Annotated in this window: 21 protein-coding genes and 1 pseudogene; 12 read left to right on the top strand and 10 right to left on the bottom strand. The window is 59.6% G+C overall.

The window, feature by feature from the left end:
• The first annotated feature begins 102 nt into the window (after positions 1-102).
• The gene (locus tag EAH74_RS04530) at positions 103-1,437 is read left to right on the top strand and encodes a dicarboxylate/amino acid:cation symporter (RefSeq protein ID WP_140676452.1); all 1,335 of its coding nucleotides are present in this window, start codon (positions 103-105) and stop codon (positions 1,435-1,437) included.
• Between the two features lie 144 nt (positions 1,438-1,581).
• Complete coding sequence (locus EAH74_RS04525; protein ID WP_140676450.1) at positions 1,582-2,763, top strand: CaiB/BaiF CoA transferase family protein; 1,182 nt, start codon at positions 1,582-1,584, stop codon at positions 2,761-2,763.
• A gap of 118 nt (positions 2,764-2,881) precedes the next feature.
• Here EAH74_RS04525 and EAH74_RS04520 read toward each other — a convergent pair whose 3' ends face one another.
• Positions 2,882-3,376: a SprT family zinc-dependent metalloprotease gene (locus EAH74_RS04520; RefSeq protein ID WP_033055255.1), complete on the bottom strand. Its 495-nt coding sequence runs from the start codon at positions 3,374-3,376 to the stop codon at positions 2,882-2,884.
• Between the two features lie 144 nt (positions 3,377-3,520).
• A complete protein-coding gene (locus EAH74_RS04515) occupies positions 3,521-4,123 on the bottom strand; it encodes a Yip1 family protein (RefSeq protein WP_008147981.1) in 603 nt (200 codons plus the stop codon).
• Between the two features lie 387 nt (positions 4,124-4,510).
• Between EAH74_RS04515 and ttcA the strand changes: the two genes are divergently transcribed.
• On the top strand, positions 4,511-5,335 hold the full coding sequence (ttcA, locus tag EAH74_RS04510; RefSeq protein ID WP_140676447.1) for a tRNA 2-thiocytidine(32) synthetase TtcA: 825 nt from the start codon (positions 4,511-4,513) through the stop codon (positions 5,333-5,335).
• Positions 5,336-5,466: 131 nt separating this feature from the next.
• Positions 5,467-6,141: a DNA-3-methyladenine glycosylase I gene (locus EAH74_RS04505; protein WP_074879137.1), complete on the top strand. Its 675-nt coding sequence runs from the start codon at positions 5,467-5,469 to the stop codon at positions 6,139-6,141.
• Positions 6,142-6,228: 87 nt separating this feature from the next.
• On the opposite strand, the gene EAH74_RS04500 is transcribed toward EAH74_RS04505, so the two are convergent.
• The 3 genes from EAH74_RS04500 to arsC are packed head-to-tail and all read right to left on the bottom strand — an operon-like array spanning position 6,229 to position 7,602.
• The gene (locus EAH74_RS04500; RefSeq protein WP_140676444.1) at positions 6,229-6,654 is read right to left on the bottom strand and encodes a DUF2069 domain-containing protein; all 426 of its coding nucleotides are present in this window, start codon (positions 6,652-6,654) and stop codon (positions 6,229-6,231) included.
• A gap of 1 nt (position 6,655) precedes the next feature.
• Positions 6,656-7,252 (bottom strand): NAD(P)H:quinone oxidoreductase, encoded by a 597-nt coding sequence (gene wrbA / locus EAH74_RS04495; protein WP_046046494.1) that lies wholly within the window; start codon positions 7,250-7,252, stop codon positions 6,656-6,658.
• Positions 7,249-7,602, bottom strand: a complete 354-nt coding sequence (gene arsC, locus EAH74_RS04490) for an arsenate reductase (glutaredoxin) (RefSeq protein ID WP_123369215.1) — start codon at positions 7,600-7,602, stop codon at positions 7,249-7,251. Before arsC ends, wrbA begins: the two co-directional genes overlap by 4 nt.
• A gap of 114 nt (positions 7,603-7,716) precedes the next feature.
• Here arsC and EAH74_RS04485 point away from each other — a divergent pair, with 114 nt between their 5' ends.
• The gene (locus tag EAH74_RS04485; protein ID WP_140676441.1) at positions 7,717-8,184 is read left to right on the top strand and encodes a TlpA disulfide reductase family protein; all 468 of its coding nucleotides are present in this window, start codon (positions 7,717-7,719) and stop codon (positions 8,182-8,184) included.
• Positions 8,185-8,698: 514 nt separating this feature from the next.
• Here the strand turns inward: EAH74_RS04485 and EAH74_RS04480 are convergent.
• Positions 8,699-9,918, bottom strand: a protein-coding gene (locus EAH74_RS04480; protein ID WP_430539705.1) for an IS3 family transposase whose coding sequence is annotated in 2 segments (ribosomal slippage) — positions 8,699-9,573 and positions 9,573-9,918 — 1,221 coding nt in all. Because the reading frame shifts where the segments join, the coding sequence is not laid out codon by codon here.
• 237 nt (positions 9,919-10,155) lie between these two features.
• On the opposite strand from EAH74_RS04480, the pseudogene EAH74_RS04475 reads away from it, so the two are divergent.
• Positions 10,156-11,056 (top strand): annotated as a pseudogene (locus tag EAH74_RS04475) (transposase).
• A gap of 270 nt (positions 11,057-11,326) precedes the next feature.
• Here the strand turns inward: EAH74_RS04475 and EAH74_RS04470 are convergent.
• Both EAH74_RS04470 and EAH74_RS04465 read right to left on the bottom strand, forming a co-directional pair.
• Complete coding sequence (locus EAH74_RS04470; protein ID WP_140676435.1) at positions 11,327-11,731, bottom strand: META domain-containing protein; 405 nt, start codon at positions 11,729-11,731, stop codon at positions 11,327-11,329.
• Positions 11,731-12,165 (bottom strand): hypothetical protein, encoded by a 435-nt coding sequence (locus tag EAH74_RS04465; protein WP_008147995.1) that lies wholly within the window; start codon positions 12,163-12,165, stop codon positions 11,731-11,733. Before EAH74_RS04465 ends, EAH74_RS04470 begins: the two co-directional genes overlap by 1 nt.
• A 134-nt stretch (positions 12,166-12,299) precedes the next feature.
• Between EAH74_RS04465 and EAH74_RS04460 the strand changes: the two genes are divergently transcribed.
• A complete protein-coding gene (locus tag EAH74_RS04460; protein ID WP_140676432.1) occupies positions 12,300-12,701 on the top strand; it encodes a hypothetical protein in 402 nt (133 codons plus the stop codon).
• Between the two features lie 5 nt (positions 12,702-12,706).
• Here EAH74_RS04460 and EAH74_RS04455 read toward each other — a convergent pair whose 3' ends face one another.
• Both EAH74_RS04455 and EAH74_RS04450 read right to left on the bottom strand, forming a co-directional pair.
• Positions 12,707-13,696, bottom strand: a complete 990-nt coding sequence (locus EAH74_RS04455) for a 2-hydroxyacid dehydrogenase (protein ID WP_140676429.1) — start codon at positions 13,694-13,696, stop codon at positions 12,707-12,709.
• A 212-nt stretch (positions 13,697-13,908) separates the two neighbouring features.
• Positions 13,909-16,662: a response regulator gene (locus EAH74_RS04450; RefSeq protein WP_140676426.1), complete on the bottom strand. Its 2,754-nt coding sequence runs from the start codon at positions 16,660-16,662 to the stop codon at positions 13,909-13,911.
• A 214-nt stretch (positions 16,663-16,876) separates the two neighbouring features.
• Between EAH74_RS04450 and EAH74_RS04445 the strand changes: the two genes are divergently transcribed.
• The 5 genes from EAH74_RS04445 (at position 16,877) to rlmD (ending at position 22,584) form a co-directional block, all read left to right on the top strand.
• Complete coding sequence (locus EAH74_RS04445; RefSeq protein ID WP_140676423.1) at positions 16,877-17,599, top strand: response regulator transcription factor; 723 nt, start codon at positions 16,877-16,879, stop codon at positions 17,597-17,599.
• The gene (locus EAH74_RS04440; protein ID WP_140676420.1) at positions 17,586-19,016 is read left to right on the top strand and encodes a sensor histidine kinase; all 1,431 of its coding nucleotides are present in this window, start codon (positions 17,586-17,588) and stop codon (positions 19,014-19,016) included. The genes EAH74_RS04445 and EAH74_RS04440 overlap by 14 nt, the downstream gene beginning before the upstream one ends.
• A 182-nt stretch (positions 19,017-19,198) precedes the next feature.
• Positions 19,199-20,221: a PDDEXK nuclease domain-containing protein gene (locus tag EAH74_RS04435; protein ID WP_140676417.1), complete on the top strand. Its 1,023-nt coding sequence runs from the start codon at positions 19,199-19,201 to the stop codon at positions 20,219-20,221.
• A 108-nt stretch (positions 20,222-20,329) separates the two neighbouring features.
• Positions 20,330-21,232, top strand: coding sequence for a cysteine synthase CysM (cysM, locus tag EAH74_RS04430; protein ID WP_008148007.1), 903 nt, complete (start codon positions 20,330-20,332; stop codon positions 21,230-21,232).
• Positions 21,232-22,584: a 23S rRNA (uracil(1939)-C(5))-methyltransferase RlmD gene (gene rlmD, locus EAH74_RS04425; RefSeq protein WP_140676414.1), complete on the top strand. Its 1,353-nt coding sequence runs from the start codon at positions 21,232-21,234 to the stop codon at positions 22,582-22,584. Before cysM ends, rlmD begins: the two co-directional genes overlap by 1 nt.
• Positions 22,585-22,610: the final 26 nt, after the last annotated feature.

Raw genomic sequence — 22,610 nt, 5'->3', positions numbered from 1 at the left:
CAGCTCGACAAAACAAATCCCTCCAGTGCAGGAGGGTTCGCAATTGAAGTGTTCAGGGCAACAGATGGATGTTGTCACCGGGCACTCTTGAGGAACTTTGCAATGACGACTCGTCAGCCACTGTACAAATCCCTGTATTTCCAGGTGATCGTTGCCATCGCCATCGGCATTCTGGTCGGTCACTTCTACCCACAGACCGGTGTGGCCCTCAAGCCGCTGGGTGACGGGTTCATCAAACTGATCAAAATGATCATCGCCCCGATCATCTTCTGCACCGTCGTCAGCGGTATCGCGGGCATGCAGAGCATGAAGTCGGTCGGCAAAACCGGCGGTTATGCGCTGCTGTACTTCGAAATCGTGTCGACCATTGCGTTGCTGGTCGGTCTGGTGGTGGTCAACATCGTGCAGCCGGGCGCCGGCATGCACATCGACGTGGCCACGCTGGATGCCTCCAAAGTCGCTCAATATGTAGCGGCCGGTGCTGATCAAAGCGTCATTGGCTTCCTGCTGAACGTGATCCCGAACACCATCTTCGGTGCGTTCGCCACCGGCGATATCCTGCAAGTGCTGATGTTCTCGGTGATCTTCGGTTTCGCCCTGCATCGCCTGGGTGCCTACGGCAAGCCGATCCTGGACTTCATCGATCGCTTCGCCCACGTGATGTTCAACATCATCAACATGATCATGAAGCTCGCGCCACTCGGTGCCCTGGGCGCCATGGCCTTCACCATCGGTGCCTACGGTGTGGGTTCGCTGGTGCAACTGGGTCAGTTGATGGCGTGCTTCTACATCACTTGCCTCGTGTTCGTACTGGTCGTGCTGGGCGGTATCGCTCGCGCTCACGGCTTCAGCGTGCTGAAAGTGATTCGCTACATCCGTGAAGAACTGCTGATCGTGCTGGGTACTTCTTCTTCGGAGTCGGTGCTGCCACGCATGCTGATCAAGATGGAACGTCTGGGCGCGCAGAAATCCGTTGTGGGTCTGGTGATCCCGACCGGTTACTCGTTCAACCTCGACGGTACTGCGATCTACCTGACCATGGCGGCGGTGTTCATTGCTCAGGCAACCGACACCCACATGGACATCACTCACCAGATCACCCTGTTGGTGGTATTGCTGCTGTCCTCCAAAGGCGCTGCGGGCGTGACCGGTAGTGGCTTCATCGTGTTGGCGGCCACCTTGTCCGCCGTTGGCCACTTGCCGGTTGCCGGCCTGGCGCTGATCCTCGGTATCGACCGCTTCATGTCCGAAGCCCGTGCCCTGACCAACCTGGTCGGTAACGCTGTTGCCACCCTGGTTGTCGCCAAGTGGGTCAAGGAACTGGACGTTGACGTGATGCACGCTGAACTGGCTTCTGGCGGTCGCGGTATCTCCGACGAGCGCGTTGAAGACGACCTGGGTGTGGCCGAAGGCCCAACCCCAACCAACGTCAAATAAGACGGCTGCACTGAAAAAACCCGCTTCGGCGGGTTTTTTCATGCCTGGGATTTGAGCGCAACGGTCAGCGCAACTGATGCATAAGGTGATTGCTGCAAGGGCGTTGTCTGCCTAGTCTGGAGGCATCGTTTACGGAGAACGCCCATGCTCGGTCCACTGGCATCACTCAAGGTTCTGGATTTCTCGACACTGCTGCCGGGGCCGTTTGCCTCGTTGTTGCTGGCGGACATGGGCGCCGAGGTGCTGCGCATCGAATCGCCAACGCGCATGGACCTGCTGCGGGTTTGGCCGCCTCACGATCAGGGCGTCTCCGCCAGCCACGCCTACCTCAATCGCAACAAGCGCAGCCTGGCGCTGGACCTCAAGCAGCCTGAGGCGCTGGAGGTGATCAAGCAGTTGCTGCAGGACTACGACATCGTGCTGGAGCAGTTCCGTCCCGGCGTGATGGAACGATTGGGTCTGGGTTATGAAGCCTTGAAGGCGATCAATCCGAAACTGATCTACGTGTCGATCACCGGTTACGGCCAGACCGGCCCCTACAAGGACCGCGCCGGCCACGACATCAACTACCTGGCGCTGGCGGGGCTGGCGAGCTACACCGGCCGCGCCGACAGCGGGCCGCTGCCGTTGGGCATGCAAGTGGCGGATATCGCCGGGGGCTCGTTGCACGGGGTGATCGGGCTGCTGGCGGCGGTCATCGCCCGGCAGCAAAGCGGATTGGGGCAACACCTGGATGTGAGCATGACCGACTGCGCGTTCAGCCTGAACGCCATGGCCGGCGCCGGGTATCTGGCCTGTGGCGAGGAGCCGGGAAGGGAGGACCAGATGCTCAACGGTGGCAGTTTCTATGACTATTACCGTTCCCGCGATGGGCGCTGGTTCTCGGTAGGCAGTCTGGAGCCCGCGTTCATGAAACAACTGTGTGCGGCGCTCGGTCGGCCGGAACTCGCGGCACAGGGGCTCTCTCCCAAGCCTGCGGAGCAACAAGCGCTCAAGAATGAGTTGAAAGCCGAATTCGAGAAGCATGACTTCGCCCAGTTGTGCGAGTTGTTTGCCGGCGTCGATGCTTGCGTGGAGCCGGTGTTGAGCCTGAGCGAAGCGCTGCGGCATCCGCAGATGAAGGCTCGGCAACTGGTCACTGATGTGCCGCGAGGGGACGGTTCGACCCAGGCGCAGATGGCCTGTCCCTTGAAGTTCTCGCAAGGGTTGCCCGAGCCGCGGCATATCGGTGCGGTCATAGGGCAGCATACGGATCAGGTGTTGGGGGAGTTGGGGTACAGCGTTGAGCGGATTGAAGCGTTACGGCGTGCCAAGGTAGTTGTTTAGCCTGTCAGGACGCCTTCGCGAGCAGGCTCGCTCCCACACTGGATATATGTCACGCCGAAGATCCCCTGTGGGAGCGAGCCTGCTCGCGATGAGGCCAGCACAAACACAGAAAATCTAACTACTCGACCCGCATTTCCCCACTGAACACCAACGTGCTCCGGCACCGTCGACACAAATACCGCCGTCCTTGCCGCACCAAACCATGGCGCTGGGCGGAGAACGGGAAGTCACTGTCCGCGCACGGGCATTTGTAGATGTAGCGGGTCACGCTGCGGCGTTTGACGTCATAGGTGTGGCATCGATTGGGTGGCAGTTCGTACACGCCGCGCATGATCAGTTGCCACTCTTCGCCATGCGGCTGGATGCGGTCGCCGAACAGCTGATGGGCGATCAGGTGCGCTACCTCGTGGGCCACGGTCTGCTTGAGGAAGTCTTCGGTGTTTTCCCGATACAACTGAGGATTGAAGCGCAGCAGGTTCTCGTGCAAATGCGCGACACCGGCTTTTTGCCCGCGCAGCTTGAGGCTCACCACGGGGCGTTTGAAAGGTCGTTTGAAAAAGGATTCGGCGAGTTGGTAACAGTCTTCGACGCGGGTATTGAGTTGCTCGGGCATGCTTGATGGATCTCCAGAGACGCCGAGTATGCCGCAACCCTCGGGACTTGCGAATCGCTGAGGCGCCGAATGGTCGTCGCTGACATTAGAAGGCCGCCTTGCGGCGGCCTGTGTTGGCAGATATTGTTTTTGGGTGATGTGTTGCTAGTTCGTATAGACCGGCCCCACGCCGAGTCCCCAAACAATTACCGTGAACGCCATGATGGCCACCAGCACCACCAGGCCTACCGCAAGCACCGAACTCGAAAACAGAAATCCCTCGTCTGATGGAATGTTCATGAAAGTGGGTAGCCCCACATACAGCAGGTACACCGTGTAGCAGATGGCCGCGGTGCCGACGATCATCCCAAGCCACATGTGTGGGTACAGCGCCGCCAGACCGCCGATAAACAGAGGTGTCGCGGTGTAGGTCGCAAATGCAACGCAGCGTGCCAGGCTCGGGTTGGCGTCATAGGTGCGAGCCATCCAGTGGATGAACGCGCCCATTACCGCCACACCGCCGAGCATCGCCAGGTACGACATGACCGTCATCCATATCGCGCTTTCCACCGTCAGCATCACCGGTGCGCGACTGCCAATGACCCAGCCGACCTGTGTGGTGCCGATAAACGCCGACACCGCAGGGATCGCCGCCAGAATCAGGGTATGAGTGAGATACATGTGGCTGATGCTTTCCTCCTGGTCGCCACGAATCTCTTTCCATTCTTGGTCAGGGTGGGTGAATAGCCCCACTACGTGATGGATCATGCCAGTCACTCCTCTTGTTTTTACCGTCGCCCCCCAGTGGAGCGCCTACGGGCCAAAGTGGCCGAGTAAGGAAAGGTCTGGATTATGTGTGCGACCTTAAGTCGCAGTATAGAAAGGTCTTAACGACGCAGGTTGCAGGGCTTTAGAGCAAATTGCGCTGTAAAAACACCTGCTAATCGCCGTAGGGTCTGTCACCACCATCCCCTGTGGGAGCGGGCTTGGTCCGGGCAGCGTTCCGACGAAAGCGGTATGTCAGGCAATATTGTTTCGACTGACACTCCGTCTTCGCGAGCAAGCCCGCTCCCACAGGGGATGGTGGGCACTTCGCCGACGACGCGTTTTTGCGTAAAATGCCGGCCTTTCGTCACACCTCACGGATTTCGCGTCATGGGCACTCTTACGGTCAACCAGAACAAACTGCAAAAGCGCCTTCGCCGCCAGGCCGGTGAGGCTGTTGCCGATTTCAACATGATTGAAGACGGCGACAAGGTCATGGTCTGCCTGTCCGGTGGCAAGGACAGCTACACCATGCTCGACGTGCTGATGCACTTTCAGAAGGTCGCCCCGATCAAGTTCGAGATCGTGGCCGTGAACATGGACCAGAAACAACCAGGTTTCCCTGAACATGTGCTGCCGGCCTATCTCAAAGAGCTGGGCGTCGAGTACCACATCGTCGAGAAAGACACCTATTCGGTGGTCAAGGAGCTGATCCCGGAAGGGAAGACCACCTGTTCGCTGTGCTCGCGCCTGCGTCGCGGCACGCTCTACACCTTTGCCGACGAAATCGGCGCGACCAAGATGGCCCTCGGTCATCACCGCGACGACATCGTCGAGACCTTTTTCCTGAACATGTTCTTCAACGGTTCGCTCAAAGCCATGCCGCCAAAGCTGCGCGCCGACGATGGCCGCAACGTGGTGATCCGCCCGCTGGCCTACTGCAACGAAAAAGACATTCAGGCCTACTCGGACTTCAAGCAATTCCCGATCATCCCGTGCAACCTCTGCGGCTCCCAGGAAAACCTGCAACGCCAAGTGGTCAAGGACATGCTTCAGGAGTGGGAACTCAAGACGCCAGGCCGCACCGAAAGCATCTTCAGAAGCTTGCAGAACGTGATCCCCTCGCAACTGGCGGACCGCAATCTGTTCGACTTCACCAACCTGCGCATCGACGAAACCGCGGCCTCGCGGTTCGTCAACGTCGTCAACCTCTAAACACAATCACTGTGGGAGCCAGCCTGCTGGCGATAGCGGTGGGTCAGACACATCATTGTTGACTGACCCGTCGCTATCGCCAGCAGGCTGGCTCCCACATGAGTCTTTTCACTTACTCATCAGGAGAGGGCATGCGCGATTACAAGTGGCTGCACGAATACTGTCTGAACCGCTTCGGTTCAGCGGCTGAACTGGAAGCCCATCTGCCCGTTCCGAAAACCCCGGCGCAATTGCGCAAGATCAGCGACGACCGCTACCTCTCGACCATGGCGCTGCGCGTCTTCCGCGCCGGGCTCAAGCACAGCCTTGTGGACGCCAAATGGCCGGCGTTCGAAGAAGTGTTCTTCAAGTTCGACCCTGAGAAAGTCGTGCTGATGAGTGCCGAACACCTTGAGCGTTTGATGCAGGACGCGCGGATCATTCGTCACCTGGGCAAACTCAAGAGCGTGCCGCGCAACGCGCAGTTCATTCTGGATGTGGCGCATGAGAAGGGCAGCTTCGGCGCGTTGATCGCCGATTGGCCGGTCACGGATATCGTTGGGTTGTGGACCTACCTGAAAAAGCGCGGTCATCAATTGGGCGGGTTATCGGCACCGCGGTTCTTGCGAATGGTAGGCAAGGATACGTTTGTGCCGAGCTACGACGTGGTCGCGGCGTTGAATGCGCAGAAGATCGTCGACAAGGTGCCGACCAGTCTGCGGGATCTGGCCACGGTGCAGGGCGTGTTCAACCAGTGGCATGAAGAGAGTGGTGGGCGGCCGATGAGCCAGATTTCGATGATGTTGGCGTATACCGTCAATCATTAAAATTGGGGTTGAGGTCAAAAGATCGCAGCCTTCGGCAGCTCCTACAGAGATTGGCGTAGGAGCTGCCGAAGGCTGCGACCTTTTTGATCAGGCGACGGAGGTTTCGCCTTCACCCGCCAACTTGCGGTTCAACTGAAACCGCCACCGCACATACAGCAGCGCCGAGCAGAACACCGCCAGGCTCGCGCCCATCTCGAGCAAACCAAACAACTGCCGGTTCGGGTCATACGCCGCCAATGCGCCCTTGATGAAATACAGGTTCACCACAAAACACATCCATGAATGCCCGCGCGCGCTGCCGATAATCATCCCCGGCGCCAGCAACAGCAGCGGCACCAGTTCGATCAGCAGAATCACCCACGGCCGGGCGCCGTGCAGGTCAGCGATCACCAGGTAGTAGGCGCACAGCAAACCCACCAAACCGAAGTAACACAGCAGGCTGATGACGCGCATCGCCCGAACGCGCGGTTCGAGCCATTCGATGGAGGGCAAAATCTTTGGCTTCTTGGCCACGTCAGTTCCCCAGTTTCTGTGCAGTCTTCGCCAAGCGCAGGCCCAAGGCCCGACACAGCGCGACTTCGTGTTCATTCAAGCCGCTTTTGCCATCGGCCCCGGCGTGATGGCTGGCGCCGTAAGGCGTGCCGCCGCCACGGGTTTCCAGCAGGGCCGATTCGCTGTAAGGCAGGCCGGTGATCAGCATGCCGTGGTGCAGCAAGGGCAACATCATCGACAGCAGCGTGGTTTCCTGGCCGCCGTGCAGGCTCGCGGTGGAGGTGAAAACGCCAGCCGGTTTGCCCACCAGAGCGCCGGTCAGCCATAGGTTGCTGGTGCCGTCGAGGAAGTATTTGAGCGGCGCCGCCATGTTGCCGAACCGGGTCGGGCTGCCCATGGCCAGGCCCGCGCAGTTCTTCAAATCGTCGAGGCTGGCGTACAGCGCGCCTTCGTCCGGGATGTCCGGCGACACGGCTTCGCACTCGGTGGAAATCGGCGGCACCGTGCGCAGGCGCGCTTCCATCCCGGATTGCTCGACACCCCGGGCGATCTGCCGGGCCATTTCATTGGTCGAGCCGCTGCGGCTGTAATACAGAACCAGAATGTACGGCGCACTCACGGCAGCAACTCCAGCACATTCTCCGGCGGCCGGCCGATGATGGCTTTGTCGCCGACTTCCAGAATCGGTCGCTCCATGAGCTTCGGGTTGGCGGCGATGGCGGCGATCAACTGCGCTTCGCTCAGGCTGCTGTCGGCCAGGTTGAGGGTTTTGTATTCGTCCTCACCTGTGCGCAGCAGTTGCCGGGCGCTGATGCCGAGCTTGGTCAGCAGGCTCTGGATTTGCGCAGCGTCCAGCGGGGTGTCCAGGTAGCGGACCACCGTCGGGGTCAGACCACGGGCTTCGAGCAGTTCGAGCGCACCGCGGGATTTCGAGCAGCGCGGGTTGTGATAAAGCGTCAGATCGGTCATGTGCGGTTCGCATCTTGCGTAAGGTGACGGCTATTCTAACTGTGCAGCGCGTAATCCAGAACCTTGGGAGGCGATGGGTCGCAGGCGCATTCAATTTTGAACAAGGAATACGACATGACTAGGCGACTGGCAGCGGCATTGGCGATCATCGGTACGTTATTGCTGGGGGGCTGTGGTAACGACTATGGCATCGACCAGAACGGCCGGAAAGTCGCCGCCGAACGTCTGGACAAACAATGGCTGGTGCTCAATTACTGGGCTGAATGGTGCGGGCCGTGCCGGACCGAGATCCCGGAATTGAACACCCTCGCCGATCAGCTCAAGGACAAGAAGATTGGTGTGTTCGGGGTCAACTTCGACAATGTGCAGGGTGAAGAGCTGAAAAGCGCCAGTGAAAAACTGGGCATCAAGTTCACCGTGCTGGCTTCTGATCCGGCCGATCTTTTTGAGTTGCCGCGCAGTGAGGCGTTGCCGGTGACTTACATCATCGATAACAAGGGCAAGGTACGGGAACAGTTGATGGGCGAGCAGACGGCGGCTGGGGTGATGGCCAAGTTGGAGGCGTTGCAGGCGAAGAATTGAAGGTGGGGAGGGGGATCTGAATGCTGTGTTTGTCTTTAAGAACCACCCCTCACCCCAGCCCTCTCCCCAGTGGGGAGAGGGGGAAAGGGGGCAAATCGGGGGGCTTTTCAAAACCTGAGTTCGACTCGATATCTCAGGTCGCATAATTACTCGAGGTATCCCCGATCAGTCCCCTCTACCTCTGGGAGAGGGTTAGGGTGAGGGCTGGCGATCTAACTGCTCAACGTCCCCTCTACCTCTGGGAGAGGGTTAGGGTGAGGGCTGGCGATCTAACTGCTCAACGCCCTCTCCCCAGTGGGGAGAGGGGGAAAGGGGGCAAATCGGGGGCTTTTCAAAACCTGAGTTCGACTCGATATCTCAGGTCGCATAATTACTCGAGGTATCCCCGATCAGTCCCCTCTACCTCTGGGAGAGGGTTAGGGCTGGCGATCTAACTGCTCAACGCCCTCTCCCCAGTGGGGAGAGGGGGAAAGGGGGTGGACTTGCCCCTACAAAACCGGACACCAACTCCCCGCTAAATTGATGCAGCTGCCAAGCGCCTGAATTCCCTCGGTGAGCGATAGTTCAAGGCGCTGTGCGGATGCTGCTCGTTGTAGTGTTCGAAGGCAATTGCCAGGTTACGTAACGCCGTTTCTTGATCCGGCTTGGGCATGTGCGCCACGTAGTCACGCTTGATCGTCTTCACGAAACTCTCGGCCATACCATTGCTCTGCGGGCTGCGTACCGGGGTGGTCACCGGCTGCAAACCGATCTGTCGAGCAAACAGGCGCGTCTGTTCGGCGGTATAGGCTGAGCCGTTGTCGCTTAGCCATTGCACCGGAGTGGCGGGCAGTTGATCACCGAAGCGCTTTTCCACGCTTTCCAGCATCAAGTCGCGGATATCATCGCCGCTGTATCCCGTTGGACTTGCAACCCAGCCGATGGCCTCACGATCACAGCAGTCCAGGGCGAAGGTCACGCTCAGTTTGGCGCCGTCCTCGCAGCGGAACTCAAAACCGTCCGAGCACCAACGTGTATCGCTGGTTTGCACCGCAATACGGCCTTCGTGCCGACGCGGCACGCCGGGCTGTTTGATCCGGCGCTCCAGCAGCAAGTTGTGATCACGCATGACCCGGTAAACCCGCTTCACGTTGATCGCGGGTAGCAACTGGGTTTCACGTTCGCGACGCAGTAATCCCCAGACACGACGGTAGCCATAGCTGGGCAGTTCGCTGACCTGTTGCTGGATTTCAACTACCAACTCAGCATCGTTCACAGGCCTGCTTCGCCGAACTTTGGGCGATACCGATTGCTTGATTCGAACCGTTAATTGCGAGCGCGCCACACCGAGACATTCGCTGACCAGCTTCACTGGTCGTCCCCCGGCAACAAGGGTGAGTGCGCAATCCATTTTCGCGACCGGGCAATCTCCACGGCCTCTTTGAGGATTTCTGCTTCCATCGTTTTTTTGCCCAGCATCCGTTGCAGTTCACGGATCTGCTTGAGCGCATCGCTCAGTTCGGACGCAGGCACCACCGCTTCACCGGCACTGACCGCCGACAGGCTGCCGTCCTGATACAGCTTGCGCCACAGGAACAGCTGGTTGGCATTGATGCCGTTGCGCCGAGCCACCACCGAAACGCTTTGCCCTGGCTCAAGACTCTCGCGAACCATGGCCAGTTTTTGCTCTGGGCTCCAGCGGCGCCGCCGCTCCTGGCCCAAAAGCTCCCCACTCTTATCGTTGCTATTAGTCATAAACATAACCGTTTGCCTATCCCTTATCGTAAGGGGGAAACGGTGTCCTGTCTTTCATGGGGCTCGTTCAGGGGGCAAATCGGGGGCTTTTCAAAACCTGAGTTCGACTCGATATCTCAGGTCGCATAATTACTCGAGATATCCCCGATCAGTCCCCTCTACCTCTGGGAGAGTGTAGTGGTCTAATGAAACCGGACACCCATTTAGGCGAAAATGCTCGCCAAATCGAGGTGTCAAATGACCAAACAACGCCGTTCCTTTTCTGCTGAATTCAAACGCGAGGCTGCCGACCTCGTGCTCAAGCAAAACTACAGCTACATCGAAGCCAGCCGTTCACTCGGCGTCGGCGAATCGGCCCTGCGCCGTTGGGTCGACCAGGTTCAGCAGGAGCGCCAAGGCGTCACCCCGCAGAGCAAAGCGCTGACACCGGAACAGCAGAAAATCCAGGAGTTGGAAGCCCGGATCGCCCGCCTTGAACGGGAAAAATCGATATTAAAAAAGGCTACCGCGCTCTTGATGTCGGAAGATCACGAGCGTACGCGCTGATCAATCAGCTGAGCGTCCATGAACCGATTGATTGGCTGTGCAACGTGTTTGAGATCAACCGCTCAAGTTATTACGCCCACCGCCTCAAGCGCCGAACGCCGGATGTCGAACGGCTTCGGTTGCGCAGTCGGGTGAGCGAGTTGTTTTCACAAAGTCGCAGTGCTGCCGGCAGCCGTAGCCTTCTCTCGTTGATGCGTGACGAGGGTGAGCAACTCGGTCGGTTCAAAGTGCGCAGCTTGATGCGTGAGCTTGACCTCGTGAGCAAACAGCCAGGTTCTCATGCCTATAAACGAGCGACGGTTCGCAGTACGCGAGTCGTTTATTTCGCCAGAGGCTGTGGCGTTATCGCATGCGCCAGAGCATGAGTCGCCGGGGAAATTGCTGGGACAATGCGCCGATGGAGCGCGTGTTCCGCAGTTTGAAAACCGAATGGATACCGACTCTGGGTTACAGAACGGCCCTAGAAGCCCAGCGCGATATCAGCCATTTCTTGATGCATCGGTACAACTGGATTCGCCCCCATCAATTCAACGGTGGGCTGGCACCAGCTCGGGCCGAAGAAAAACTTAACGTCGTGTCCGGGATTAGTTGACCACTACATCGATATCTCAGGTCGCATAATTACTCGAGGTATCCCCGATCAGTCCCCTCTACCTCTGGGAGAGGGTTAGGGTGAGGGCTGGCGATCTAACTGCTCAACGCCCTCTCCCCAGTGGGGAGAGGGGGAAAGGGGGCAAATCGGGGGCTTTTCAAAACCTGAGTTCGACTCGATATCTCAGGTCGCATAATTTCTCGAGGTATCCCCGATCAGTCCCCTCTACCTCTGGGAGAGGGTTAGGGTGAGGGCTGGCGATCTAACTGCTCAACCTTCTTCGAGCCACCAACGCAACGGCTTCCCTTCTGCCGGCCAGAAACGCATCTGGTCGATCGGCGAGACGTCCCAGCGCTGAACGTTTTCCAACGCCTGAAGGAAGCGTTTTTCCTGCTCCATCAACGCCGGCGCACACAGTTTGCGGGTGCTGCCAACCTTGCCGAAGCTCAGCTTGTCGCCTTCCAGGGTGTACGGCGCGAACCAGTGGTTGCAGCCGCCGTTGCCGTAGGCCCGACCGTCTTCACCGAGGGTGACGGTCAGGTGGCTGTAATCCATCAACGGACGTTCGCCAATCCACTCCAGAATGTAGCTGCGGTTCTGTTGCAATTGCACCGGCTCGGCGGCGCAGCCCAGCAGGCTGGCGCCAACCATAGCGGTCAGAGCGAGGTGTTTCATCACGCGGGCTCCTGGCATTTCGGGCACAGGTGCTTCTCGCCGACCGTGGTCCAGCCCAGTTCGGCGATCCGTGCGGTGGCAGCAGGCTTTTCAGCCTTGTTGCCCAGCTTGGCGTCGACCGCGAACTCGAAGTTCAGCTCTTTGGCGCAGCTGTCGCAGTTTACCTTCCAGGTGTGGATCGCCAGTTCACCGAACACCGGACCACTGGCCACCGCGACCCATTGGCCAGGCGGATTGATCAAGTGGCGAACCGTTTCGACGGTCAGGCGCATGGACAAGTCCTTGGCGCCCTTGAGGGTCACTACCAGCACGTCGTTGTTACGAATCGAGCCGCCGTTGCCGGTGACTTGATAACGCCCCGGCACAAGGGCGCGGCATTCGGTGAGGGTGTGTTGCGGGTTCATCAGGCTATAGCGGAAATCGTGTTCGACCATGGGTCCTCCAAATATGCGCGGCATGCTAGCACGGACATCAGCGCAGCATGGCGCGGGCGTATGACCTTCGATCTGGTTCAAATTACCGGCCGACTCATGGCACACTGCCGCTTTTGCATCTCTAAGGAATGGGCATGGCATTAATCGAATGTGTTGAGTGCAAGCAAAGTATCAGCTCCATGGCGCCTGCTTGCATTCATTGCGGTGCACCGGCGGGAACGGTGCAAGCGGCTACTTCAACGGCAGCGCCTGTGCAGGCACCCCTTTCCTTCGGGCGATTGCCGGCCGATGAGAAAGTGGCCAGGGTGACCCCGGCCGCGTTCGGACGTAGACGGAAAACTGAAGTTGCAGCCGAGGTTGCGCCACCGATTCCCACACCCAGCGGCGTGCGTCCGGTGGAACTGTGGTTGAAGCTGATGATTTTTTTCCTGCCGCCGTTTTTTGTCTGGTTCCTGCTGCGTCGTGGGCATTCCGTGGGGCAACGCTTGCTGGGCTTCGGCTGGCTGGGCCTGATGATCCTCTTGTCCAAGGCCTGATCGGCTCAGCCCTCGACCTGATTCTGCGGCGTGCCGGCGGTCCAGGCGGCGATGTTCAGCAAGGTGGTCGCGGCAATCGCGCCCAGGGCTTCGCGGGTCAGGAAGGCCTGGTGAGCGGTGATGATCACGTTCGGAAAGGTCAGCAGCCGCGCCAGCACATCGTCCTGCAGCGGCAGGTCGGAACGGTCCTCGAAGAACAGCTGCGCCTCCTCTTCATACACATCCAGCCCCAGATAACCCAGTTGACCGTCCTTCAATGCATCGATCAGCGCCGGTGTGTCCACCAGACCACCGCGGCCGGTGTTGATCAACATCGCACCCGCTTGCATGTACGCCAGTGACTCGCGATTGATCAAGTGTTTGCTCTGCTCGTTGAGCGGGCAGTGCAGGCTGATGATCTGCGACTCGGCCAGCAGTTCCGGCAGGCTCAAGTAGCGGGCACCGAGGGCTTCGACTTGCGGGTTGGGGAAGGGGTCGTAGGCCAGCAATTGGCAGCCAAAGCCGTTCATGATTTTCGCGAAGGTCGCGCCGATCTGCCCGGTGCCGACCACGCCGACGGTCTTGCCCACGAGGTCGAAGCCGGTCAGCCCGTGCAGGCTGAAGTCCCCTTCGCGCGTGCGGTTGTAGGCGCGGTGCAGGCGTCGGTTGAGCGCCAGGATCAGCGCCACCGCATGTTCCGCCACCGCATGGGGCGAGTAGGCCGGGACGCGCACAATCGCCAGCCCCAGACGCTTTGCCACTGCCAGATCGACATGGTTATAACCGGCCGAGCGCAGGGCGATCAGGCGTGTACCGCCCGCGGCCAGGCGTTCGAGCACCGGCGCGCTGAGGTCATCATTAATGAAGGCACAGACCACTTCGTGATGCTCTGCCAGCGCCACCGTATCAAGGCTCAGTCGCGCTGATTGAAAGTGCAGCTCAATGCCGGCCGGTAGCTCGGCACTGAGAAAACTGTCGCGGTCGTAAGTCTGGCTGCTGAAAAGAATCGTACGCATGCAGTCCTCCTGGATATTTTTCGAGTCCTGTGTGGCGACGCACTGCTCCATTGTGGGAGCGAGCCTGCTCGCGAAGAGGGAGTGTCAGCCGACATCACTGTTGTCTGACACGCCGCTTTCGCGAGCAGGCTCGCTCCCACAGTGGAACGGCGCCGCACCGGACAGGGGCTGATGATCTTGGCGGAATGGGCGTCCGGCGCCATTGCGCAGCATCAAGCGTTTATACGGGCATGGGCGGCCAGGCGATTGATGGCCCGGTCGAGGTCTTCCAGCGCGCTGGGGGCTTTGGGGTCCTGTTGCTTGAGCAGGGTTTCGCTGCGCTGGCAGGCAGCGCGCAGTTGCGGGACGCCGCAATAGCGCGTCGCACCGTGCAGGCGATGGACGCGCTCGATCAGGGCATTCTGGTCGTTGGTTTCCCGGGCGAAGCGAATCGCCTCGCGGTCGGCTTCCAGCGACGCCAGCAGCATTGCCAGCATGTCCGCCGCCAGATCAGCCTTGCCGGCGGCCAGGCGCAAACCTTCTTCGTGATCGAGCACCTGCAACTCATGACCGCCACCGTGGCTGTCGCTGGAGCGCTCCGGCCCATGATTGCGCAGCGCGAGGCCGGTCCACTTCAGCACCACTTGGGCCAATTGCCGTTCGCTGATCGGTTTGGTCAGGTAGTCGTCCATGCCGCTTTGCAGCAGCGCGCGTTTTTCGTTGGCCATGGCGTGAGCGGTGAGGGCAACGATTGGCAGCGGTGTGCAATGCCGCTCACTTTCCCACTGGCGAATCGCTTCGGTGCTTTGCCGCCCGTCCATGCCGGGCATCTGAACGTCCATCAGCACCAGGTCGAAGGTTTCGGTCTGCACCGCTTTGACCGCCGCGTAACCGCTTTCCACCGCGAGGACTTTGGCGCCCATGTCCTCGAGCAGGGTTTGCACCAGCAGCAAGTTGGCCGGGTTGTCGTCGACACAAAGCACTTTTGGCGCACGGCTGGACACCGGTTCGCCGGGTTCGCTGCGTTGCTGGCGCGGATTGACCAGGTCGGACAAGGCCCGCCGCAGCTTGCGGGTGCAGGCCGGTTTGGCCTGGAGCTGGCTGTGCGGATTAGGCACCGAGAGGTGGAACAGCGTCTGTTCGGTGGTCGGGCACAACACCAGCACCTTGCAGCCCAGGTGTTCGAGGTCCCAGATGTGTTGATTGAGGCGCTCTGGTGGCATGTCGTTGCTGGTGATGCCGAGCACCGCCAGGTCGATCGCCTGATCGGTCTGATGCGCGCCGGTCACGCCATTGGTCAGGCTTTCCAGCGTATTGAACGGAGTCACTTCGAGGCCACAGTCTTCCAGTTGATGCTGCAAGGCCTGACGGGCCAGTTCGTGGTTTTCCAGCACTGCCACCCGACGCCCGAGCAACGGCGGGCCGGGCAGGTCTTCGGCGTCGTCGCGGGTTTTGGGCAGGCTCAGGCTGATCCAGAATTCCGAGCCTTCGCCGGGCGTACTGTCGACACCGATCTCGCCGCCCATCTGTTCGATCAGACGTTTGGAAATCACCAGCCCCAAACCAGTGCCGCCAGGTTGCCGGGACAGAGAGTTATCGGCCTGGCTGAAGGCCTGGAACAAGGCGCGCACGTCCTGGTTCGACAGCCCGATACCGGTGTCCTGAATGCTGATGCGCAGTTGCACGCTGTCTTCGTGCTCTTCTTCGAGCATGGCCCGGGCGACGATGGTGCCTTCGCGGGTGAACTTGATCGCATTGCTGACCAGGTTGGTGAGAATCTGCTTGAGCCGCAGCGGGTCACCCACCAGCGACAGCGGCGTGTCGCGATAAACCAGGCTCACCAGCTCCAGTTGCTTGGCATGGGCGGCCGGGGCGAGGATCGTCAGCGTGTCCTGGAGCAGGTCGCGCAAGTTGAACGGAATATTGTCGAGCACCAGTTTGCCGGCCTCGATTTTCGAGAAGTCGAGAATCTCGTTGATGATCCCCAGCAGGCTGTCGGCGGACTTTTCGATGGTGCCAAGATAGTCGAGCTGGCGTGGGGTCAGCTCGCTTTTTTGCAGCAGATGCGTGAAGCCGAGAATGCCGTTGAGCGGCGTGCGGATTTCATGGCTCATGTTGGCCAGGAACTCGGATTTGATCCGGCTGGCTTCAAGGGCTTCCTTGCGCGCCAGGTCCAGTTCGATGTTCTGGATCTCGATGGTTTCCAGGTTCTGGCGCACGTCTTCGGTGGCCTGCTCGATGCTGTGCTGCAATTCTTCCTGCGCGTTCTGCAGGGTGCCGGCCATACGGTTGATGCCGGACGCCAGTGTGTCCAGCTCCTGGCTGCCGAGGGGCGGCAGACGGGTTTCCAGATGACCGTCCTTGAGTTGCGCCACCGCTTGCTTGATCTGGCTCAGCGGCCGATTGATGCTCCTGCCCATGCGCAATGCCAGCAACGCCGCACCGGCCAGGCCTGCGCCGATCAGCAACAGGCTGGCGAACAAGCTGCGATAACCGCGCAGGAGCATGCCGTTGTGGGACAGTTCGAGTTCTACCCAGCCAAGCAGGCGGTCGGCTTCTTCAGGAATCAAATCGCCGGCCAGATTGCGGTGCTTGCCGAACACCGGCAGCAAGTAGCGCGTCGCGTCATTGCCGCTGCGGCGCAGCATCTGCGAACTGTTGCCGACTGGCGCCGGATTGAGCATGGTCGGGCCGGCATGGGCCAGCAGGGAGCGGTCGGGCGCGAGGAACGAAACGGCGCGAACGTCCGGTTGTTCCAGCGATTGGGTGGCAATGCGTTCCAAAAGCTCGGTGTTCTTGTGGCCCATGGCCGGGGCCACCAGGGGCGCCAGTTGTTCGGCGATCATCTCGCCACGCTGCATGAGCTGGGTTTGCAGGTCGGATTGCTGCATCCAGGTGAAATAGCCGCCCAGAACCAAGGCCATCAGGCTGGTCGGCAACAGGGTCAGCAATAGCACGCGGCCTTTTATTCCCAGTTTCTTGAGCACGCATCTCTCCTGCATCCAGCTATTTAATGACCTGCACGTACGTCCAGCACGCACCACCTGCGCAGTGTAGCGATTTGCAGGCGGGCAATCTTCGTAAAATTGATGTCGGCATTCGTCGGCTGGATCACCACTTTTACCTCACGGGCAAACCTTGTGTTGCTCGCAGCAAGGCAATCTTGAATAATCGGCGACTGAGAATTATTTGCAGATACTCATGACTCCCATCACTGCTCGCCATCCTCGCATCCTGTCTATAGAAGACGACCTCGTGCTCGGTGCTTATGTTCATGAGCACTTGGGACGTTGCGGTTTTCAGGTGACGTGGTGCCAGAACGGTCTGGAAGGCTTGACCATCGCCCGCCAGCAAGCCTTTGACGTGGTGCTGATGGATATTCTGCTGCCGGGCCTGGACGGGCTGAATGTTCTGACGCAATTGCGCCAGAGCCATTCCACCCCGGTGGTGCTGATGTCGGCGCTCGGTGCCGAGGCGGATCGCATCAGTGGTTTTCGCCTGGGCGCCGATGATTACCTACCCAAACCCTTCAGCATGGTCGAGTTGCGGGTACGCATCGAAGCGATCCTGAGGCGTGTCGCGCTCGACCGCCAGCCAGTGCCAGCACCGATTGCCCCTTCGGTGGACAGCCTGCGTTTCGACGATGAATGCTGTGATGTCTTTTATGGCGAACACGCTGCCTGCCTGACCCGCAGCGAATACCGGTTGCTGGAAACGCTGAACCGCAATGGCGATGAAGTCCTGAGCAAAGCCTTCCTTTACCAGCACGTGCTGCAGCGCGGCTACGCGCCCCATGACCGCAGCCTCGACATGCATATCAGTCAGATCCGCCGCAAGCTCAAGGCCGTCGGTTACCTCGAGCGCGAAGTGCGCACGGTGTGGGGCAAGGGTTACGTATTGAGTGCTGTCGATGAAGTGGACTGACCTGCCGGGCAGGCATTCGCTGTTCTGGAAACTGGCGTGTTTGTTGGTGGCGTTCTGTCTGCTGATGATCTGGCTCAGTTGGTCCTGGGGGCGCTACATGGAACAGAAAAACCTGTTCCTGTCCGACGAGGCACGGGGCACGCTGACGCGCTACGCCGCCGAGGCCGAGCAGGTGTGGAATGAGCGTCAGAGTGCAGGCGTCGATGTCTGGTTGCAGAGCGTCGGCCATCGCGAGTCGACATGGGTCGGTGTGATTGGCGGCGATTTGCAGTCATTGAGCAGTTACCCGCTGACGGAAAAAGAAACCCAGCGCCTGACCTTTTTACGCGGTCTGGATTGGCCGACGAGTCGCCATACCAAAGGTTTGCCGTGGTTGAGAGTGCCGTTTCCCAAGGATCCGTCCGCTGGCAGTCTGGTGATCGAACTGCCCCGGCGTTTCGTACCCGGGCACTACCGGGTGTTCTGGCGCGTGATCACCAACGGGGTGATTCCCGGGTTGTTCACCTTGCTGCTGTGCGTCGGTCTGTATCGGTTGCTTGTCGTGCCTTTGAACAGTCTGCGCGAACAAGCCAATGCCTGGCGTGCCGACCCGTTGAACGTACGGTTGTCGAGCCGCCTCACCAATCGCCCGGATGAGCTGGGTGAACTGGGCCGGGCCTTCGATCACATGTCCGAGCGCCTGCAAAGCACGGTGGCCCTGCAACAACAACTGCTGCGCGACCTGTCCCACGAATTGCGCACGCCACTGAGTCGCCTGCGGGTGGCCAGCGAAAGCGAGCAGGGGTTGACGCAATTGCGCGAGCGCATTGGCCGAGAGGTCGATGGCATGCAGCGTCTGGTGGAAGACACTCTGCAATTGGCCTGGCTCGACACCGAGCGCACTCGGTTACCCGACGAATCGATCCAGGTTCAGGCGTTGTGGGAAATGCTCACGGAAAATGCCTGCTATGAAAGTGGCTGGCCGGCGAGCCAGTTGCAGTGTGCGGTGGATTCGTTCTGCTGGGTGGGCGGCCATCTCAATACCTTGGCTCAAGCGCTGGAAAACATCCTGCGCAATGCCATTCGTCATTCACCGCAGGGCGGTGTTGTGCGTCTGGGTGGGCAGCGCGATGGTGACTTCTGGCATGTGTGGCTGGAGGATGAGGGCGGCGGGGTGGCTGATGAAGATCTGGAGCGGATCTTCTCGCCGTTCATCCGACTTGACGGATCGCGGCCGGGGGATGGTGGATTTGGTTTGGGATTGAGCATTGCGAGGAATGCGGTGCAGCGCCAGGGCGGGAGTTTGTGGGCTGAGAACACTGAGACCGGGTTGCGGCTGAATATGCGGTTGGTGGCTGATATTGATGGCGTCAGTGATGACGCTTTCGCGAGCAGGCTCGCTCCCACAGTGGATATGTGTCGGCCACAAATGGTGTGATCAACCCTTAACCCTGTGGGAGCGAGCCTGCTCGCGATAGCGCCATCACTGACACCACCATTCTGATTTTGCCGGAGCGTTCCCGTTATTTTGTACGACCTTTCCTAAAGGTTATCGCCGACACCTTGAGCCTGACTTGACGGAATAGACTCGCGTTTTTCCTCGTCCTCTAGGAGTTCGGCATGAATGCATCCAGCGTCCCCGGTAACGCAGCCGACGACCGTTTCAATGAAGTACTTGCGCTGATTCACAGTGCCAAGCAGCAGGCCATGCAAGCGGTGAATACCCAGTTGATCGAGCTGTATTGGCAGGTGGGTGCTTACATCAGTCGCAAGCTGGAAAAAGCCGAATGGGGCGATTCTGTGGTCAGCCAATTGGCCGAGCATCTGGCTCAGACTCAACCAGGGTTGCGCGGGTTTACCCGCCCCAATCTGTTTCGCATGCGTCAGTTCTACGAAACTTACCGCGGCGACGAGAAAGTCTCACCGCTGGTGAGACAAATATCCTGGACTCATAATCTGGTCATCTTCAGCCTGGGCAAACTGCCGGAGGAGCGGGAGTTCTACCTGCGTATGGCTGTTCAGGAAAAATGGTCAAAGCGTGAACTGGAGCGTCAGTTCAAAGCTGCACTGTTCGAGCGAAGCGTGACCCAACCGGCAAAAACCTCTGCGGTGCTGAGACAAACTCACCCTGAGGCACTGGACGTGTTCCGCGACGCTTACATGCTCGAGTTTCTCGACTTGCCCACCGGTCATGGCGAAACCGATCTGCATAAAGGGTTGCTGGCGCGCCTCAAGGAGTTTCTGATCGAACTGGGTCGCGACTTTTGTTTTGTCGGCTCTGAACACCCGATGCAAGTCGGCGGGCGTGATTTCGCCCTGGATCTGCTGTTCTTCCACCGTGGGCTCAACTGCCTGGTGGCCATTGAGCTTAAGGTCGGTCGCTTTGAGCCTGAGTATCTGGGCAAGCTGAACTTCTATCTGGAAGCGCTGGATCGCAAGGAGCGCAAACCCCACGAAAACCCTGCCATTGGCGTGTTGCTGTGTGCCAGCAAGGATGACGAGGTGGTCGAGTACGCCCTTAACCGCAGCCTGTCGCCAGCGCTGATCGCTGAATACCAGGTGCAGCTACCGGACAAACAGTTGTTGCAGGCCAAGTTGCATGAGTTCTACGCATTGAATGTCGCGCAAGGCGAAGAGTACTGATCCAGCCCCTTATTCCCATAAACCATAAGCACCGTACTTTGCGTGATATGGCCTGGGTCGGTTTGCCGGTATGATAGGCGCCCCCGCAGTCTGGATTGCGAATACACCATGACCTTGCAGTACCCAACCATCGCCGATTGCGTCGGCAACACTCCGCTGGTCCGTTTGCAGCGCCTGCCTGGCGCCACCAGCAATACCCTTTTGCTCAAGCTCGAAGGGAATAACCCGGCGGGTTCGGTCAAGGACCGTCCGGCGCTGTCGATGATCACCCGCGCCGAACTGCGCGGGCAGATCCACGTCGGCGATACGCTGATCGAAGCGACCTCGGGCAACACCGGGATCGCCCTGGCGATGGCTGCCGCGATCAAGGGTTACAAGATGATCCTGATCATGCCGGACAACTCCAGCGCCGAACGTAAAGCCGCCATGACGGCGTATGGCGCCGAGCTGATTCTGGTCACCCAGGAAGAGGGCATGGAAGGCGCCCGCGACCTCGCCCAGCGAATGGAAGCCGAAGGCCGCGGCAAGGTGCTGGATCAGTTCGCCAACGGGGACAACCCCGAAGCGCACTACACCACCACCGGCCCGGAAATCTGGCGTCAGACCGAAGGCACCATCACCCATTTCGTCAGTTCCATGGGCACCACCGGTACCATCATGGGCGTCTCGCGCTACTTGAAAGAGCAGAACGAGAGCGTGCAGATCATTGGCCTGCAACCGATGGAAGGCTCGGCGATTCCGGGCATCCGTCGCTGGCCGCAGGAATACCTGCCAAAGATCTACCAGGCCGAGCGCGTGGACCGGATCGTCGACATGGCGCAAAGCGAAGCCGAAGACGTGACCCGTCGTCTGGCCCGCGAAGAAGGCATCTTCTGCGGCGTGTCCTCGGGCGGTGCGGTGGCAGCGATGCTGCGTCTGTCCAAAGAAGTTGAAAACGCGGTGATCGTCGCGATCATCTGCGACCGTGGCGACCGTTACTTGTCGACCGGCATTTTCGACGCGCCTAACTGATGGCCAAGCAAGAGAGAGGCCTGCGCTTCCAGCCCACCGGTGGCAGCAAGGCCCCGCAAATTCCGACTGGCAAAAAGCAGCGCTTGAGTATCGAGCGCCTGGCTAATGACGGTCGCGGTATCGCATTTTTTGAAGGTCGCACCTGGTTCGTCATCGGCGCATTGGCCGGTGAAGAAGTCGAAGCACGCGTGTTGGGTGCCCACGGCAAAGTGGTCGAGGCGCGCACCGAACGGGTGTTCCAGGCCAGCGAACTGCGCCGCCCGGCACCGTGCCCGCATGCCGGTCGCTGTGGCGGTTGCAGCGTGCAACATCTGCCGCACAACGAACAACTTGCCCTGAAACAGCGCATGCTCGCCGAGCAGTTGTCGAAGGTCGCCGGTGTCGAACCCGAAGAGTGGGCCGCGCCGTTGAGCGGTCCGGAATTCGGTTACCGCCGTCGTGCCCGGGTAGCGGTGCGCTGGGACATGAAAGCTAAAAAACTCGAAGTCGGTTTCCGCGCAGCTGGCAGTCAGGACATCGTTGCGATCAACGAATGCAGGGTGCTGGTACAGCCCTTGCAACCGATCATGACCCGCTTGCCGGAAATGCTCCGGCGCTTGAGCAAACCTCAGGCGCTGGGGCATGTGGAGTTGTTCAGCGGTTCGTCGTTGGCAGTGTTGCTGCGGCACATGGCGCCGCTGTCCGACGCCGACATGACGATCCTCAAGGATTTCTGCGCGTTCCATGAAGCCCAACTGTGGCTGCACGGTGATGGTGAACCGCAACCGGTCGAGGCTGACCAGTCGTTGGGTTATCGACTTGAACAGTGGGATTTGAACCTCGCGTACCGACCGGGAGATTTCATCCAGGTCAACGCCGGGGTCAACGAAGCGATGATCGCCCAAGCGTTGGAGTGGCTGCAGCCGACGGCTGAGGAACGAGTTCTCGATCTATTCTGTGGTTTGGGTAACTTTGCGTTGCCGCTGGCCAAGGTCGTTCGCGAAGTGGTGGCGGTGGAAGGTGTGCAGGCGATGGTCGAGCGAGCAGCCGCGAATGCTGCTAGCAACAATCTTCATAATGCGAAGTTTTTTCAGGCCGATTTATCCCAGCCTTTGACCGATGCCGAATGGGCGCGCGAAGGCTTTTGTGCGGTACTCTTGGACCCACCGCGTGACGGTGCTTTCGAGGCAGTGCGCAAGCTTGCGTCCCTGGGCGCCAAACGGTTGGTGTATGTGTCGTGCAATCCGGCAACTCTGGCGCGCGACACGGTCGAATTGATCAAGCAGGGCTACCGGTTAAAACGTGCCGGGATTCTCGATATGTTTCCTCAGACGGCACATGTCGAGGCCATGGCGTTATTTGAAGCGAGCTAGGACGGCTCGTCTGGTCCGACTGGCCT

The organism is Pseudomonas mandelii, from assembly GCF_006438925.1.
Lineage (GTDB): Bacteria > Pseudomonadota > Gammaproteobacteria > Pseudomonadales > Pseudomonadaceae > Aquipseudomonas > Aquipseudomonas mandelii_C.
The sequence above is the reverse complement of the archived record's forward strand: the minus strand, read 5'-3'. Positions and strand labels throughout refer to the sequence as shown.